This is a genomic window from Acinetobacter sp. 10FS3-1 (genome assembly GCF_013343215.1).
GTDB lineage: Bacteria > Pseudomonadota > Gammaproteobacteria > Pseudomonadales > Moraxellaceae > Acinetobacter > Acinetobacter lwoffii_C.
The window spans coordinates 1119586-1134616 of record NZ_CP039143.1; the positions used below are offsets into that span (position 1 = coordinate 1119586).

Consider the following 15031-nt stretch of genomic DNA (forward strand, 5'->3'; position numbering starts at 1 on the left):
AGAAAAAGTTGATAAGTAGCTACACTTAGCACTTTAAAAACTCAGCCTGTATTAGAATATATTGCAAATGAACACACCACGCGAACAATCAATACAATCCTGGATTGCCTCTGTACTTGGTTCAGATCAGTTTGAAACTCATTTTTTAGCAGGCGATGCTAGCTTCCGTCGTTATGCACGAATCAAACTGAATAATAAAACATTTATGCTCATGGATGCACCTCCAGAAAAAGAAGATTGTGTGCCTTTTGTGACGATTGATGAGTTTTTTGATGCACATGGCGTTCGCGTTCCGCATATCGTGTCCAAAGACTTGAAACAAGGCTTTTTGCTGCTAGAAGATTTTGGTGATGTATTGCTGTCCAATCTGCTGAATGATGAAACGGTGGATGCCTATTATGAGCAGAGTTTTAAGCAGTTAATCCAGTTACAATCAATCCCGGGAGAAGGTCAGCTTCCTGTCTATTCTTATGAAAAGCTGATTTCAGAAATGGAGTTGCTGACGGACTGGATGTTGCCAGCTCTAGAAATTCAGCCGACAGAAGCTGATACTGCTCTGATTAAACGTACTTTTGCAATTCTGGCCAATGCGGCTCTGGCACAGCCACAAGTGATTGTACATCGTGATTTTCATAGCCGTAACCTGATGAAAATTGAGAATGAGACTGAGCTGGGCGTGATTGATTTTCAGGATGCGGTGATCGGTGCAGATACCTATGACCTGATTTCAATCACTCGTGATGCTTATGTACAGTGGAATGCAGACCGCGTCTATCAGTGGTTTAAAATATTCTACGACCTGTTACCGGCAGCATCCAAGCAAGAACGTGATTTTGAGCAGTTTAAAAAGGATGCCGATATGATGGCGATTCAGCGTCATATCAAGATTTTGGGTATTTTTGTACGTTTGTTTGAACGCGATGGTAAATCAGCTTATCTCAAAGACCTGCCACGGGTGATGTGGTATCTGCTGCAAGAGACCAAACCGTATGCAGAATTACAGCCATTCATGCAATTCATGCATGAAAAAGTCATGCCAGCCTTTGAAGCAAAATATGGTTTATACGAGGTGGCTGCTTAAATGAAAGCCATGATTTTAGCTGCGGGCCTTGGTAATCGCATGCGTCCATTAACTCTCTATAAACCAAAGCCATTGCTTGAAGTGGGTGGTAAGCCTTTAATTGTTTGGCATATTGAAAAGCTTAAACAGATTGGAGTGACTGAAATTGTCATCAACTCTGCCTGGCTGGCCGATGTGCTGATTGGTGCACTGGGTGATGGTTCGCAGTTTGGTGTCAATATTCGCTGGACACGTGAGGCTGAAGGCTTGGAAACGGCGGGGGGTATTATCAATGCCTTACCATTATTAGGAGATGAGCCATTTATTCTGGTCAATGGTGATGTCTGGACCACGATGGATTTTGCGCCGCTATTAAAGATTGAGCTGGCTGAAAATCTGGCTCATCTGGTTCTGGTGCAAAATCCGGAGCAGCATCCGCAAGGTGACTTTACGCTGGCTGAAGGAAAGGCATATACCTTTGAGCAGTCAGTCACAGGTGAAAACCTGACCTTTAGCGGTGTATCGGTGATTGATCCTAAAATGTTTGAGGGACTGGAGGCCGGAAAGCGTCCTTTAGCACCTTTATTAAAAGCGGCGATGCTGGAAAACAAGGTCGCTGCCTCTAAACTATCCGGTCTTTGGGTGGATGTGGGCACACCTGAACGTTTAACTGCACTGGATTTGGCGATCCGTGAAGGGAAGTCTACTTAAGTGAATATTCACTAAGCACTCCCTACTGTCCCAATATAGAGAAATCGGTATACTTCCACCTAACTTTTTCGAGCGTTGATTGTTTATGCACACGTTTTTTCAAGAACTAAAGCAGGGTAGCCAGGCTTTAGGTTTAGTGCTGTCTGATGAAGCTTTAAATTTATTACTTAAGTACCAGGATGCTTTGGTACTTTGGAATAAAGCATACAATTTGACCGCGATTCGTGATCCTAAGGAGATGCTGGTCAAGCATCTGCTTGATAGTCTGAGCATCTTGAAAGATCTGCCAGCAGGTCGTCTGCTGGATATTGGCACAGGTGGCGGTATGCCGGGTATGATTATTGCGCTTTGTCAGCCGGAGCGTGAATGTGTGCTACTCGATTCAAACGGTAAGAAAATCCGTTTCCTGAAGCAGTTTATTGCTGATTTAAAATTAAAAAATGTCATCGCGGTACAAACCCGTGTAGAAAATGAAGACAGTATCAATGAGCTGGGCCAGTTTGATGTGATTACCAGTCGTGCATTTGCCTCATTGACTGACTTTGTCAATGCCTCTCGGCCGTATATGCATGAGCAAAGTATTATTGCCTCTATGAAAGGCTTGATTCCTGCCGATGAAGTGGATGCATTAAAAGATGAGTTTAGCTGTCAGGTTATTGAGCTGAAAGTTCCGCGTTTAGACGAACAGCGTCATTTACTTTTATTAAAACATATTTGATATTTTCAAAGGATTGGGGTCAACATGGCACAAATTATTGCGATTGCAAACCAAAAGGGTGGTGTCGGTAAAACCACAACCGCAGTAAATTTGGCGGCATCCTTAGCTGTGTTAAAAAAACGTGTTTTACTGGTGGATATGGATTCACAGGGAAACGCGACCATGGGCTCAGGCATTCAAAAGAATGACCTGCTGTATTCGATTACGGACGTATTGCTGGGTGAAGTGCCGATTGAAACCGCTATTACCAAGGCGGAAGTCGGTTATAAGGTTTTAGGTGCCAACCGTGACCTGGCCGGGGTAGAGCTGGCGATTGCGGAGCAAAAAGGGCGCGAGTTCATTTTGCGCGAAGCATTGCAGGAAGTCGAATCTGCATTCGACTATATTATTGTGGACTGTGCTCCAAGTTTGAGTCTGATTACTGTCAATGCTCTGGCTGCAGTCGATGGCGTGATTATTCCAATGCAGTGTGAGTACTATGCGCTGGAGGGGTTGGCAGATCTGACCCAGACCATTGATCGGATCCAGCAGGCGCTGAATCCGGAACTCCAAATCGTGGGTGTGTTACGTACCATGTATGATGCACGTAATGCCCTGACTCGTGATGTTTCTGAAGAACTCGAACAATATTTTGGGCAAAAGCTGTATGACACCGTGATCCCGCGTAATGTCCGTCTGGCAGAAGCTCCGGCACACGGTTTGCCGGTAATTTATTTTGAGAAAAGCTCAAAGGGTGCAGTCGCTTATTTAAATCTGGCGGCTGAAGTATTAAAGAAAAGCAGAGTGAAAAAAGGAAGTAAAGCATGACCGTCAAGAAACGTGGACTCGCCAAAGGTCGTGGTTTGGATGCCTTGCTAGGATCAATTCAAAAAGAAAAATTACAACTTGAAGCTCAAGGCCTCGATCATGGCCAGTTGAAACAGATTGATGTAAATTTGCTCAAACGTGGTGAATACCAGCCTCGCCGTCATATTAAAGAACAGGATTTGCAGGAACTGGCAGCCTCGATTGAAAAGCATGGCATCATGCAGCCTATCGTAATTCGTCCGGTCGATGATGAACGTTATCCATATGAAATTATTGCGGGCGAACGTCGCTGGCGTGCGGCGCAACTGGCGGGCCTGACAGAGATTCCGGCAATTGTCCGTAATCTGAATGATCAGGTGGCGATTGCACTGGCCCTGATTGAAAATATCCAGCGTCAGGATCTGAATCCGATTGATCAGGCAATGGCCTTGCAGCGCTTCCATGATGAGTTTGGTCTGAGTCATCAGGAAATTGCCGATACGGTCGGTAAAGCACGTACCACCGTCAGTAACCTGCTGCGCCTGTTGACCTTGGCAGAAGAAGTCAAGGACTTTATGCAGCAGGGCTTGCTGGATATGGGGCATGCGCGTGCCATCCTGACCTTAAAAGCCAAAGATCAGCTGAAAGTTGCCGATATGGTGATTGAAAAGAGTTTGTCGGTACGTCAGACTGAACAGCTGGTGCGTGATTTCAATATGCCTAAAACAGAAAAGCAGAAAGCGGCAATCGCACCGGATATTCAGCAATTAAGCCAGCGTTTATCTGAACGTTTCAGTGCAGACGTTAAAATTGACTATAACCGCCAAGGTAAAGGAAAATTGGTGATCAGCTATCACTCTCTGGAAGAGCTGGATGGTATTCTTGCAATTTTGGGTGATGAATAAATAATTTATAATTTGTTTTTATTGGGGAATAAATCAGATGTGGGAATTGGTCAAAGCAGGCGGTTGGCTTATGCTGCCGCTGGTATTGTGTTCGATTTTTATGGTCGCAATTTCGGTCGAGCGGCTCATTCGCTTAAAAAAGAGTCTGGTACTGCCAAGCTCACTTCTGATAGGTCCGACACAGGGGGCAGATGAGGCCATCGAAAAGCTGCAGCAGAGTGCGACCTTAAAAAGCAGCGCATTGGGGCGGATCTTTAGTGTCGGTGCAGAGGCACGTGATGAGTCCGAGCAGTATGCCCGCGCGCAGATGGAAGCGATGGCATCTCAGGAAATCACCTATTTAGAAAAAAATATCAATTTTCTGGGGACTTTAAGCGCAGTAGCTCCGTTGCTGGGTTTGCTCGGAACCGTGATCGGAATTATTGAATCCTTTCTGATGATTGATATTGGCACAAACAGTGATCCGGTGCTGATGATGCCGGGAATTTCTAAAGCCCTGATCACCACAGCAGCTGGGATGTTGATTGCAGTTCCTGCGGTGTTTGCACATCGTTATTTTCAGCGTCTGGTACAGGAATATGTCGCAGAACTTGAACAGCAGGCGACCTTGTTTCATGCTAGCTTGTTCTACCGCCATGCTTCGGATGTCAAAGAACACATCAAGAAAGCAGGTTAGGAGCAGGCGATGAAATTTAAACGCAATCAGGTCGAGGATGTGCATATCAATCTCACGCCGATGATTGACTGTCTGCTGTTTATTCTGGTGTTTTTATTGCTGTCTACCACGTTTAACCAGATGAGCCGGATGAACCTGACATTGCCTGATGCACAGGGGGTGCCACCGAAAAATTTTGATCAGAAAATTGAAGTGATTGTAGATGCCAATGGTCACTATGCGGTCAACGGTCAGTCTATAGCGAGTAAAGAAGCGGCTGATCTTAATACCGCAATTAAACAGATTTCGAATGAGCGCCGTGATTTAATGTTTGTGATTGCAGCGGATGCAAAAGCAAGTCATCAGGATGTTATTCGTGTCATGGATGTAGCAGGGCAGCTTGGCTTTGTGAATGTCAATATCAGTACGAAAGTACCAACTCGAGGTTATTAGTGAAGCACGATTTCAAGGTCTATCTTCGCCTGCTAAGTTATTTAAAGCCCTTCTGGGGAATAGCACTGCTTGTTCTTCTGGGTTTTACCATTAATGCGGCAACAGAGGTTTCTGTCGCCAAATTACTGGAACATATTATTGAGGCAATTGAAAATCGAGATCAGGGCTTTACTTCACTTTTCCCTTTCCTGGTCGTTATATTGATGTTCTTCCGTGGTCTGGGGCTGTTTCTGGGTGGCTATTATACGGCGGTCATTTCCCGTAATCTGGTGTTTAATATCCGGCAGGAAGTGTTTGCGAAATTATTGCGTTTACCCGCACAATATTTTCTCGACAATACCAGCGGCCATATTACGGCTAAAATCATGTATAACGTCGAGCAGCTCACAGGAGCCTCAACAGAAGCACTCAGAACCATCATACAGCAAGGTTTGATCACCATTGCTTTGTTGGGCTATCTCCTATATAGCAACTGGCGTTTGACCTTATGTATTCTGGTTTTTGGACCAGTCATCGGCTTGATTATTCGTCAGGCGGCCAAACGCATGCGCCGGCTTTCTCAGCAGGTGCAGGACACGATGGGCGATGTCAACCATGTGGTGCAGGAAACGGTCAATGCCAATCTGGTTGTAAAAGGTTTTGGTGGTCAGAGTTATGAGCAGGAGCGTTTTCGCTATAACTCGATGGAAAACCTGCGCCGTGGTTTGAAAATGGTTGCGGTACAGCAGCTGAACAGTCCGGTTGTACAGCTGATCATGTCTATTTCCCTCAGCATTGTGATGTTTATTGCCTTGCGCCCAGAGATCCTACGCGACACTTCTGCGGGTGAATTTGTGGCTTATATTACCGCTGCCGGCATGCTGGCTAGACCAATCAAAGCCTTGACCGATGTAAATGAGAAAATTCAGCGCGGTATGGCAGCAGCACATTCAGTCTTTGACCTTCTAGATATGCCGGAAGAGCAGAATAGCGGAACGCTGACCGATTCATTAAAAGGCGAGATCCAGTTTGAAAAGGTCAATCTGATCTATGCAGATGGCCATCATGCAATTCATGATTTCAGTCTGAAAGTTAAAGCAGGTGAAACCGTAGCGCTGGTCGGGCGTTCTGGTGCCGGTAAAACCTCGCTGGTCAATCTGTTGGTCCGTTATCAGGAAGTGAGCTCGGGGCAGATTTTACTGGATCAAAAACCGATTACTGATTTTGAGCTCACCGCTTTACGCACCCAGATTGCGATGGTGAACCAGCAAGTCGTGCTGTTTAACCGTACTGTACGTGAAAATATTGCCTATGGTCAGCTGGAAAATGCCACGGATGCAGAAGTGATTGCAGCGGCTAAAGCGGCTTATGCGCATGATTTTATTATGGCTTTACCACAGGGCTATGATACCCCTCTGGGTGCTCAAGGCTTGAACTTGTCTGGCGGACAGCGTCAACGTATTGCGATTGCCCGGGCAATCTTGAAAGATGCACCGATTCTGATTCTGGATGAAGCCACGAGTGCGCTGGATAATGAATCTGAATATTATATTCAGCGTGCTTTTGATCAGGCCATGCAAGGTCGTACGACTATTGTGATTGCTCACCGCCTCTCCACGATTGAAAATGCAGACCGGATTGTGGTGATGGATCAGGGACGTATTGTCGAGCAGGGCAGCCATGCCGAACTGATCGCGTGTCAAGGAGCGTATTATCAGCTGCATCAACGTAACTTCGAGGAGTCTTAAGTCATGGCTTTGGCACAGATCATTCAGGATGCTTGGAATGCACAGGCAAAGTGGCTGGTGGTGCTGCGTCCGTTGTCATGGCTCTATCGTCTGGGTTTTGTGAGCAATCAGTGGCTTTACCGCAAAGGAATCAAGACCAGTTATACGGCTCCTGTCCCGGTTATGGTGATTGGCAATATTACAGTAGGAGGGAGTGGTAAAACTCCTTTACTGATTCACTTGGTAGAGTATTTAACGCAAAAAGGTGTGCGGGTCGGGGTGATTAGCCGGGGCTATGGCGGGAAAGGTGCTTTTCCTGCTTATGTCGATTTAAATACTGCACCAGAGGTGGTGGGAGATGAACCTGCCTTGATTGTTCAGGCGACCGGTGTGCCGATGGCCGTAGGGCCTAATCGGCAGAAAAGTATTGAGCTTTTACTGGAAAAGCATGCGCTGGATCTGGTGATCTGCGATGATGGTTTACAGCACTGGGCTTTAAATCGTCAGATTGAGTGGATTGTGCTGGACAATAATCGCGGTCTGGGCAACCAGAAGCTCTTGCCAGAAGGTTATCTGCGTGAACCGGTGACGCGGCTGGAGACGGGTACCATCATTGAACATGCCGCCAATCCGACCTCTTCTTTACATATGCATCTGGCCGCCTCACAGCCTTATCTATTGAATCAGGACAGTAGTAAAAGCTTTGATCCTGAAACTAATTTTTATGCCGTGGTCGGTATTGGTTTTCCACAACGTTTTTATCAGACGCTAAAAAGCCTTGGTTTGCAGCAGTTCCAGTGCCATGAATTTCCAGATCATCATGATTATGCAATTGAAGATCTGCAATTTGAAGATAATCATCCCATCATTACCACTGAAAAAGATGCGGTCAAAATGATGACATTGCTCCAGAAATACCCAGATTATCAGCGTGAAATCTGGGTGGTGCCGGTAAATGCGGTCTTGTCTGATGCCTGTTATTCGGTATTACAACAGCAATTGCTCCAACAGGGTATTTCCATTTCCTAAGGTTTATTTTCGATGAAACATATAGTCATTCCTGCACGATTTTCGAGTTCACGTTTACCTGGTAAACCTTTGCTGAATATTCATGGACGTCCCATGATTCTGCGTGTGGTCGATCAGGCTAAAAAAGTGCAAGGTTTTGACGATCTGTGTGTGGCGACCGATGATCAACGTATTGCAGAAGTCTGCCAAGCCGAAGGTGTGGATGTGGTGCTGACTTCAGCTGATCATCCTTCCGGTACGGACCGTTTAAGCGAAGTGGCTCGAATCAAGGGTTGGGCGAGTGATGACATCATTGTAAACGTGCAGGGCGATGAACCTTTACTGCCGGCACAACTGGTGAAGCAGGTGGCGCAGTTGTTGGAAGATCAGCCAACCTGCTCGATGTCGACGCTATGTGAGCCTATTTATCAGCTAGCAGAATTTAAGCGTGACAGCATTGTTAAAGTGGTGATGTCAAAACACAATCAAGCACTGTATTTTAGCCGTGCCACCATTCCTTATGACCGTGAGGGAGCCAAGCTGGCTGAACCAAAGCTGCATGATCAGGCTTATCGTCATTTAGGCCTATATGCCTATCGGGTCAAACTGTTGCAAGAATATGTGACCTGGGAAATGGGTGTGTTAGAGAAACTGGAATCTCTAGAACAATTACGGGTACTGGAAAATGGACACCGTATTGCCATTGCGGTGGCCCAAGCCAGCTTGCCGCCAGGGGTGGATACCCAGGAAGATCTGGATCGATTGAATCAGATGGATCTTTCCCATTTTGCCTAAGAAGAGTCAAATACATGCCTTTTGATGTCAAAGCACAGATTTATCCATGGCAGCAACAGGTTTGGGAAACGTTGACTGGCCGTTTTCCCAAACTGGGGCATGGGTTATTATTTTATGGGAAAAAAGGTTGCGGTAAAGAAGCTTTTAGCCAGCAGTTTTTGGCTTGGATATTGTGCCTGAATCGTCAGCCTGCCGGGGCCTGTGGTGAATGCGGCAGCTGTCAGTGGCTCAAAGCCGATACCCATCCGAATTATGTGCACATCAGCACGGATGAAGACAATAAAAAACAGAACGCCAAAATCAGGATTGAAAAAATCCGCGATCTTTTGCCTTTTGTGCAACAGACCGTAGATGGCTGGCGGGTCATTGTGATTGAACCGGCAGAAGCCCTGAATATTGCCTCTTCGAATGCCTTGTTAAAAACCCTGGAAGAGCCGGGTGAAAATATTGTTATTATCCTGCTCGCCGATCATTATCTGAAATTACCGGCCACAATCCGGAGTCGCCTGCAACACTTTGCTTTGGACCGGATTTCAGCTGAGCAGTTTAGTGCGTATGTGCAGCAACAATTGCCTGACGCAGGTTCAAGCCAGCAACAGCTGCTGATGAGCCTGTCAAATCAGATGCCTTTACAGGCAGTTGAAGTGGCTCAAGGTAGCTGGCTGCCTTTACGTCAGGAATTTCTGGCAGACTGGACCAAACTGGTCACCCAAAAAAATATGCCGATGGCAATTGCGACCAAGTGGAATAAAAGCTTGAGTTTTGGTGAATTTGGTCAAATGTTTGAATACTTGTTGTCCGATTTGATTTGTGTCAAGCTAAATCAGGCGGTAAAAAACATTGATTTGAACTTCGATGTGCTGGCCGAACAATATTCATTAGAAACACTTTTTAAGATTTATGAAGATTTTCAGCAAGCCAAGCGATATCTCGAGCAGAACGTACAAAGTAATCTGGTACTCGATGAATTGTGTATCAAACTGATGAATCTTTAATTAAGGGGAAACGATATGCAACCACGTATGGGCGGGATTATTCATGCCAATATAGCGGATCTGGAAACGCTCTTTGCCAGTTACATGCCTTATGTGGTGGGTGGTGGACTTTTTATTCCTTCCAAGCAGCCCGTTAAACTCGGTGAGGAGGTTTTTGTATTAACCACTTTGCCTGAACAAAGCCAGAAAATTCCGTTAACCGGTAAAGTGATCTGGGTGTCCCAGAAGCAAAATGGCCTCAAACCACAAGGCTTCGGGATCCAGTTGACAGGTGAAAAAGGCGTTTTTTTCAAAAATGAAGCAGAACGTCTGGTTGCAGGTCTTAAATCTGTAGGACGTAAAAGTTACACTATGTAGTTAATTTACCTTTGGTAGGAAACTCATTGTGTTTGTAGATACTCATTGTCATTTAACGATGCTTGATTTAACACCTTATGATGGTGATCTGGATCAGGCCCTTGCGCAGGCTCGTGAAGCAGGTGTATCAAAGTTCATGAGTATCTCGGTCGATCTGGATGATCATATCGAGCTGGCCAAGATTGCGGCGCGTCATGCAGATGTCGGTTATACCGTCGGCGTTCATCCTTGTGAAGAAGCTGCCACTATGGCGCGCGCCACCACAGAATATCTGGTGGAGCTGGCGCAGCCTGAAAAAGTCTGGGCAATTGGCGAGACTGGCCTGGATTATTATCATAGTACCGACTTCATTTCTGAACAGAAAGACTGTTTTGCCCGTCATATTCATGCTTCACAAATCGTGAAAAAACCGGTGGTGGTGCATACCCGCGTGGCCAAGCACGATACAGTTGACATCATTCGTGCAGAAAAATCTACACATGGTATTTTGCACTGTTTTACCGAAGATTGGGCAACCGCCAAAGCCGTTTTAGACTGCGGCTACTATGTTTCATTTTCAGGCATTATTTCTTTTAAAAATGCACAGGATCTGCGTGACGTTGCTAAGCAGGTTCCGCTGGATCGTGTGCTGATTGAAACGGATAGTCCTTATCTGGCTCCTATGCCGTATCGCGGTAAATCTAATGAGCCTAAATACGTTCCTTATGTAGCCAAAGCGCTTTGCGATGTATATGATAAGTCGCTAGAAGAAATGGCTGAAATCACAAAGCAAAACTTTGAGAACCTGCTTAATTTAAAGTAAATAAAGTTAGATAAGAGACAAGAGAGTTATAGGGTGAAGATGGATCGTCAGGCTCAGTTTCGAGCAAGAGAAACCTTAATTTTTCAAGTGGCAGAGCAGCTTCTGCTGGAAAATGGTGAAGCAGGCATGACTCTGGATGCACTTGCTGCCGAGCTTGATCTGGCCAAAGGGACACTCTATAAACACTTTCAAAGTAAAGATGAACTGTACATGCTGCTGATTATCCGTAATGAGCGCATGTTGCTGGAAATGATCCAGGACAGTGACAAGGCTTTTCCTGAACATCTGGCTTTCTTTATGCTGCACCATTTACATCATCCTGAACGTACGGTCCTGTTTCACCAGATTGAAGAACGACTTTCAACAACGGGTGTGGGAATTCAGCATCTGTTTAGCGAACTTTATCAGGTGCGTAAACAGCGTTTACGTCTGATTATCCGTATGACTGAAACTTATCTGGCTTCCATCAATAGCAGTATGTCGGTACGTGATTATCTGGCCTCAATCTGGTCACTGACTTATGGTGCGGCAGCAATTCTGAATTCCAGCTTCTATCAGCGTTATCTGGGTTCACGAGATACTTTGCGGGTCGCTTATATTGATCAGGCTCTGGCCTTGCCCAAACACGTGCATTCAGTCGGGCAATTGGTCTAAGGTTTGGATATGACCAGTTCTCCTTATCACATCCGTGGATTTACCTTAGTAGAACTAATGGTCGTCATTGTGATTATGGGAATTATGGCCTCATTGGTTTTGATAAATACAGGCGGGGTCGAGCAGCGTAAAGCCATGCAGGCGAGGGAAGTTCTGCTGCTGGACCTACAGCGTATTTTAAGAGAAGCCAATGATCAGTCACGTATATTGGCATTGACTATTCAGCCTGCGACAGATGTGACGCCGTTTCGTTATGCGGTCACGGAATATCGACCACAGACCCAGTCCACGATCAATGCACAAAAATGGCAGAATTATGCAGAATTTAAGCTGCGTAATTTACCGGAGCAGGTGTCTTTTCAGGTGCAGGCTCTGGAACAGCGTTATACAAATGCTCAGAACCCTGACCTGACTCAGGCAGATACGCCCAAGCTGATCTGGCTGGGCAATGGTGAAGTGAAACCGGTACGTATCCAGTTTTTTCTAGAAAACCGTGAAGTAGGCCATCCAATAGAAATTGATCATCTGGGTAAAATCAATGCCGGCTAAAGATTTCATGCATGGGGCTGTATTGAACCGAGTGCCGAAACAAGACCTTGCGGACGCTCACTTCACAAGCACCGTTTCCAAAATGATTTGCAAAACAGGTGCTTTTCGCTCCAAGAAGAGCCGATTTCAGTCTGCCTCAGGTTTTACCTTGCTAGAAGTTATGGTGGCTTTGGCCATCTTTGCTACAGCAGCCATGACCCTGACCAAAGTGGCGATGCAATATACCCAGTCTACTGCCCATGCAGTACTTAGAACTAAAGCCCAATTTGTTGCATTGAATGAAGCGGCACAAATGGAAATCAATCAGGAGTGGCTGAGTGGAACATCTTCAAGGCAACTCACCCAGCAGAACGAAACCTGGCAGATTGATAAACGGAGCGAGCCGACTATTAGCCCCAATGTGCAGCGGATTGAGTTACAAGTTAGTCTCATTAATACTGAAAGTGGGCAAGTGGAATCTGGTATTAGCACCCTGACATTTTTTAATCACCGTAAGAATCCAGTACCATGAAGCCTCAAGGATTTACCTTAGTTGAATTATTGGTCGCCATTACCATTTTTGCGGTGCTTTCTGCACTAGGTTGGCAGGTTTTTGATTATATTAATAAAAGCAAAGACCAGAATGCGATGCATGAATACCGTTTAAACCAGTTGCAGGATACTTATCAGCAGATTTTACGTGATACGGTGCAGGCGGTACCACTGACAGCCAATATAAATGGCCAGATTCAACCTGCACTGGTTTTACAAAATGGACGTTTTAATTTTAGTAAAACAGGCGTAACTGATCCTTTGCAGGAAGGTATTTCGCCTGATGAACGCGTGGAATACCAGTACCGTTCAGAGGAGCAAAAGCTTTACCGTTTAAAATACCGTAATCTGAACCAGACCGGACGTGATCAGCCAGAATCCAGCGTCTTGCTCAATCATGTCGAACAATTTGAAATTTTAGTGCTCAATCCGAATGAGCTGACTCAGTGGCCAGATTCTTCAGCTGATCTCAACCAGGTGGCGCAAAAACAGCGCCTGCCGAAAGGCATTAAAATCAAATTAACCGTAAATGGGGTGAATTATGAATGGATATTCAGCCTGCTAAATACAGATTTTCTGCTTGCTCCCCAAGGCCAACCATAACAAGAAATACAGATGAAGAAAACGATCGCGATTCAACAGCAGCAGGGTATAGCACTGATCACCATTCTGGTCATGGTAGCATTGGCTACAATTCTCGCGGCCACTATTGCAAAGCGCCAGACGGCCACTGCGGAAAGTACGGCTTATTTAATGCGCCAAAATCAGTCTTTAATGTATGCCAAAAGTGCAGAAGCTTTTTTTGCTGAGTTGTTGGTCGATGATGCTAAAAATGCCCCAGATGTAGACCATTTAAATGAAACCTGGGCTCAGCCCATGCCTGCTTTCCCGGTGGAAGACGGGTATGTCTCGGGGGTATTGCAAGATGAATCGGGCAAGTTCAACCTAAACAGTCTGCTTACCCAGGAAGGTAATGTTAATGAGCATGCCAAGATATGGTTTGAGCAAATTTTAAAGCGTGCCGGATTGCCTGAGCAGCTCAGTGAAGCGGTAATTGATTGGCAGGATGCTGATGATAGACCTGTCGGGCCTATGGGGGCAGAGTCCAATTATTACCAGAGCCTGCTAGATGCGGCCCTGCCTCCCAACACCAAATTTCATAGTGTGGAACAGCTAAAATTGGTACGCGGCTTTGAGGAAAATAAATATCAACTGATTGCCCCGTATGTAACCGCTGCTCCACTATCGGATAGTCCGGTGAATATTAATACCGCATCAGCTTTTCTTCTGGCCAGTATGGATGAAAAGCTGGATATTCATGGCATACAGCAAGTTCTGGAAAAACGTCAGGCAAATCTGGAGCATTTTTCCAGTGTGTCAGAGCTTTGGGCCATTGAACCTTTTAGTCAGGTCGGTGCCGATAAACGTAATCTGGTCAATAATTTATTAGGCATACAATCTCATTATTTCAAGGCCCGGATTGAAGTGATGCTGAGTGAACGCAAGCGCCAGTTCAGCAGCGATTTAGTGCGTCAGGAACAGCAGGTTCATATCGCATATCGCAGTATGGCGCCGTTTTAATTTGACAGGTTAAAAGTGCCCAAGTCATTGTTCATCTACATGATCCTTTTTTCCCATCAGCCTGAACAGCAAAATTAATCCTTCTTTATCCACTTTTGGTCTATAATCCAAAGATATTCACCTATTTTTTGACGATATTAGGGCATATGTTAATTCGTAAGTTATTTAAATTTGAAAATGCTCATATTGTGCGTAACTGCACATCGGACCGCTGCAAGCGTTCGATTCATGGTCATAGTTATAAAGTCGAGTTACTGCTAAAAGCGTCGAAGTTGGATCATGGTCAGATGGTCTATGATTTTGGTTTGCTCAAAGGTGTAATTAAAGACCTTTATGATTCTTTTGATCATGCCATTTGTTTCTGGCAGCAGGACGATCCGGAGTATATTCAGGCTTGCAAGAAGTTTAGTGCACGTTGGATCTCTTTGCCTGTGTCGCCCTCTGCGGAACAGTTTTCCCGTATTTTCTTCTTTCTGGCACAGCAAGTGCTGGCCTCGACCGTCACCCAGAATGGTGAAGGGGATGTCGAAGTATATTCAGTAATTGTGCATGAGACGGATACTGGCTATGCACAAAGCTTCCTGGAAGATATTGAAAATGAGCAGATGGGGTTATTGACTCTAGATCAGATTGAGTTTTCAGAGCAGGTACAGGCCGAATGGACTGAGCCGCAGATGTATAATAAACTGAAACAGGGAATCGCCTTTCACAACCCGACTGTGGATTTACAGGTCAAACGCTAAAAGCGCAGGACTGACGCATACT

At 45.5% G+C, this 15031-nt stretch carries 19 protein-coding genes; all 19 read left to right on the forward strand.

What is annotated here, in order from left to right:
- Positions 1 to 67 precede the first annotated feature (67 nt).
- Positions 68 to 1081: an aminoglycoside phosphotransferase family protein gene (locus tag E5Y90_RS05225; RefSeq protein ID WP_151206799.1), complete on the forward strand. Its 1014-nt coding sequence runs from the start codon at positions 68 to 70 to the stop codon at positions 1079 to 1081.
- Positions 1082 to 1771, forward strand: coding sequence for an N-acetylmuramate alpha-1-phosphate uridylyltransferase MurU (gene murU, locus E5Y90_RS05230; RefSeq protein ID WP_174659603.1), 690 nt, complete (start codon positions 1082 to 1084; stop codon positions 1769 to 1771).
- A gap of 85 nt (positions 1772 to 1856) precedes the next feature.
- Complete coding sequence (rsmG, locus tag E5Y90_RS05235; RefSeq protein WP_151206801.1) at positions 1857 to 2489, forward strand: 16S rRNA (guanine(527)-N(7))-methyltransferase RsmG; 633 nt, start codon at positions 1857 to 1859, stop codon at positions 2487 to 2489.
- Positions 2490 to 2513: 24 nt separating this feature from the next.
- The gene (locus E5Y90_RS05240; RefSeq protein WP_151204526.1) at positions 2514 to 3296 is read left to right on the forward strand and encodes a ParA family protein; all 783 of its coding nucleotides are present in this window, start codon (positions 2514 to 2516) and stop codon (positions 3294 to 3296) included.
- Positions 3293 to 4180, forward strand: coding sequence for a ParB/RepB/Spo0J family partition protein (locus tag E5Y90_RS05245; protein WP_174659604.1), 888 nt, complete (start codon positions 3293 to 3295; stop codon positions 4178 to 4180). Before E5Y90_RS05240 ends, E5Y90_RS05245 begins: the two co-directional genes overlap by 4 nt.
- A 37-nt stretch (positions 4181 to 4217) precedes the next feature.
- Positions 4218 to 4856, forward strand: coding sequence for a MotA/TolQ/ExbB proton channel family protein (locus E5Y90_RS05250; RefSeq protein ID WP_174659605.1), 639 nt, complete (start codon positions 4218 to 4220; stop codon positions 4854 to 4856).
- 9 nt (positions 4857 to 4865) lie between these two features.
- Positions 4866 to 5288 (forward strand): ExbD/TolR family protein, encoded by a 423-nt coding sequence (locus tag E5Y90_RS05255; protein WP_151205061.1) that lies wholly within the window; start codon positions 4866 to 4868, stop codon positions 5286 to 5288.
- A complete protein-coding gene (msbA, locus tag E5Y90_RS05260; protein WP_174659606.1) occupies positions 5288 to 7015 on the forward strand; it encodes a lipid A export permease/ATP-binding protein MsbA in 1728 nt (575 codons plus the stop codon). Before E5Y90_RS05255 ends, msbA begins: the two co-directional genes overlap by 1 nt.
- A gap of 3 nt (positions 7016 to 7018) precedes the next feature.
- Positions 7019 to 8023 carry a tetraacyldisaccharide 4'-kinase gene (lpxK, locus tag E5Y90_RS05265; protein ID WP_151205059.1) on the forward strand — a complete coding sequence of 335 codons (1005 nt, stop codon included), beginning with the start codon at positions 7019 to 7021 and terminating at the stop codon, positions 8021 to 8023.
- Positions 8024 to 8035: 12 nt separating this feature from the next.
- The gene (gene kdsB / locus E5Y90_RS05270; RefSeq protein WP_174659607.1) at positions 8036 to 8797 is read left to right on the forward strand and encodes a 3-deoxy-manno-octulosonate cytidylyltransferase; all 762 of its coding nucleotides are present in this window, start codon (positions 8036 to 8038) and stop codon (positions 8795 to 8797) included.
- A gap of 14 nt (positions 8798 to 8811) precedes the next feature.
- Positions 8812 to 9792 (forward strand): DNA polymerase III subunit delta', encoded by a 981-nt coding sequence (locus E5Y90_RS05275; protein ID WP_174659608.1) that lies wholly within the window; start codon positions 8812 to 8814, stop codon positions 9790 to 9792.
- A 15-nt stretch (positions 9793 to 9807) separates the two neighbouring features.
- On the forward strand, positions 9808 to 10149 hold the full coding sequence (locus tag E5Y90_RS05280; protein WP_151205056.1) for a PilZ domain-containing protein: 342 nt from the start codon (positions 9808 to 9810) through the stop codon (positions 10147 to 10149).
- Between the two features lie 28 nt (positions 10150 to 10177).
- Complete coding sequence (locus tag E5Y90_RS05285; protein ID WP_174659609.1) at positions 10178 to 10951, forward strand: TatD family hydrolase; 774 nt, start codon at positions 10178 to 10180, stop codon at positions 10949 to 10951.
- A gap of 39 nt (positions 10952 to 10990) precedes the next feature.
- Positions 10991 to 11605, forward strand: coding sequence for a TetR/AcrR family transcriptional regulator (locus tag E5Y90_RS05290; RefSeq protein WP_151205054.1), 615 nt, complete (start codon positions 10991 to 10993; stop codon positions 11603 to 11605).
- A gap of 9 nt (positions 11606 to 11614) precedes the next feature.
- Complete coding sequence (locus E5Y90_RS05295; protein WP_174659610.1) at positions 11615 to 12154, forward strand: pilus assembly FimT family protein; 540 nt, start codon at positions 11615 to 11617, stop codon at positions 12152 to 12154.
- 82 nt (positions 12155 to 12236) lie between these two features.
- Positions 12237 to 12665, forward strand: a complete 429-nt coding sequence (gene gspI, locus E5Y90_RS05300) for a type II secretion system minor pseudopilin GspI (protein WP_174660564.1) — start codon at positions 12237 to 12239, stop codon at positions 12663 to 12665.
- The gene (gene gspJ / locus E5Y90_RS05305) at positions 12662 to 13288 is read left to right on the forward strand and encodes a type II secretion system minor pseudopilin GspJ (protein WP_151205052.1); all 627 of its coding nucleotides are present in this window, start codon (positions 12662 to 12664) and stop codon (positions 13286 to 13288) included. The genes gspI and gspJ overlap by 4 nt, the downstream gene beginning before the upstream one ends.
- A 12-nt stretch (positions 13289 to 13300) precedes the next feature.
- Positions 13301 to 14266 (forward strand): type II secretion system minor pseudopilin GspK, encoded by a 966-nt coding sequence (gene gspK, locus E5Y90_RS05310; RefSeq protein WP_218955305.1) that lies wholly within the window; start codon positions 13301 to 13303, stop codon positions 14264 to 14266.
- Between the two features lie 146 nt (positions 14267 to 14412).
- Complete coding sequence (locus tag E5Y90_RS05315) at positions 14413 to 15009, forward strand: 6-pyruvoyl trahydropterin synthase family protein (RefSeq protein ID WP_151206807.1); 597 nt, start codon at positions 14413 to 14415, stop codon at positions 15007 to 15009.
- The last annotated feature ends 22 nt before the right edge of the window (positions 15010 to 15031 follow it).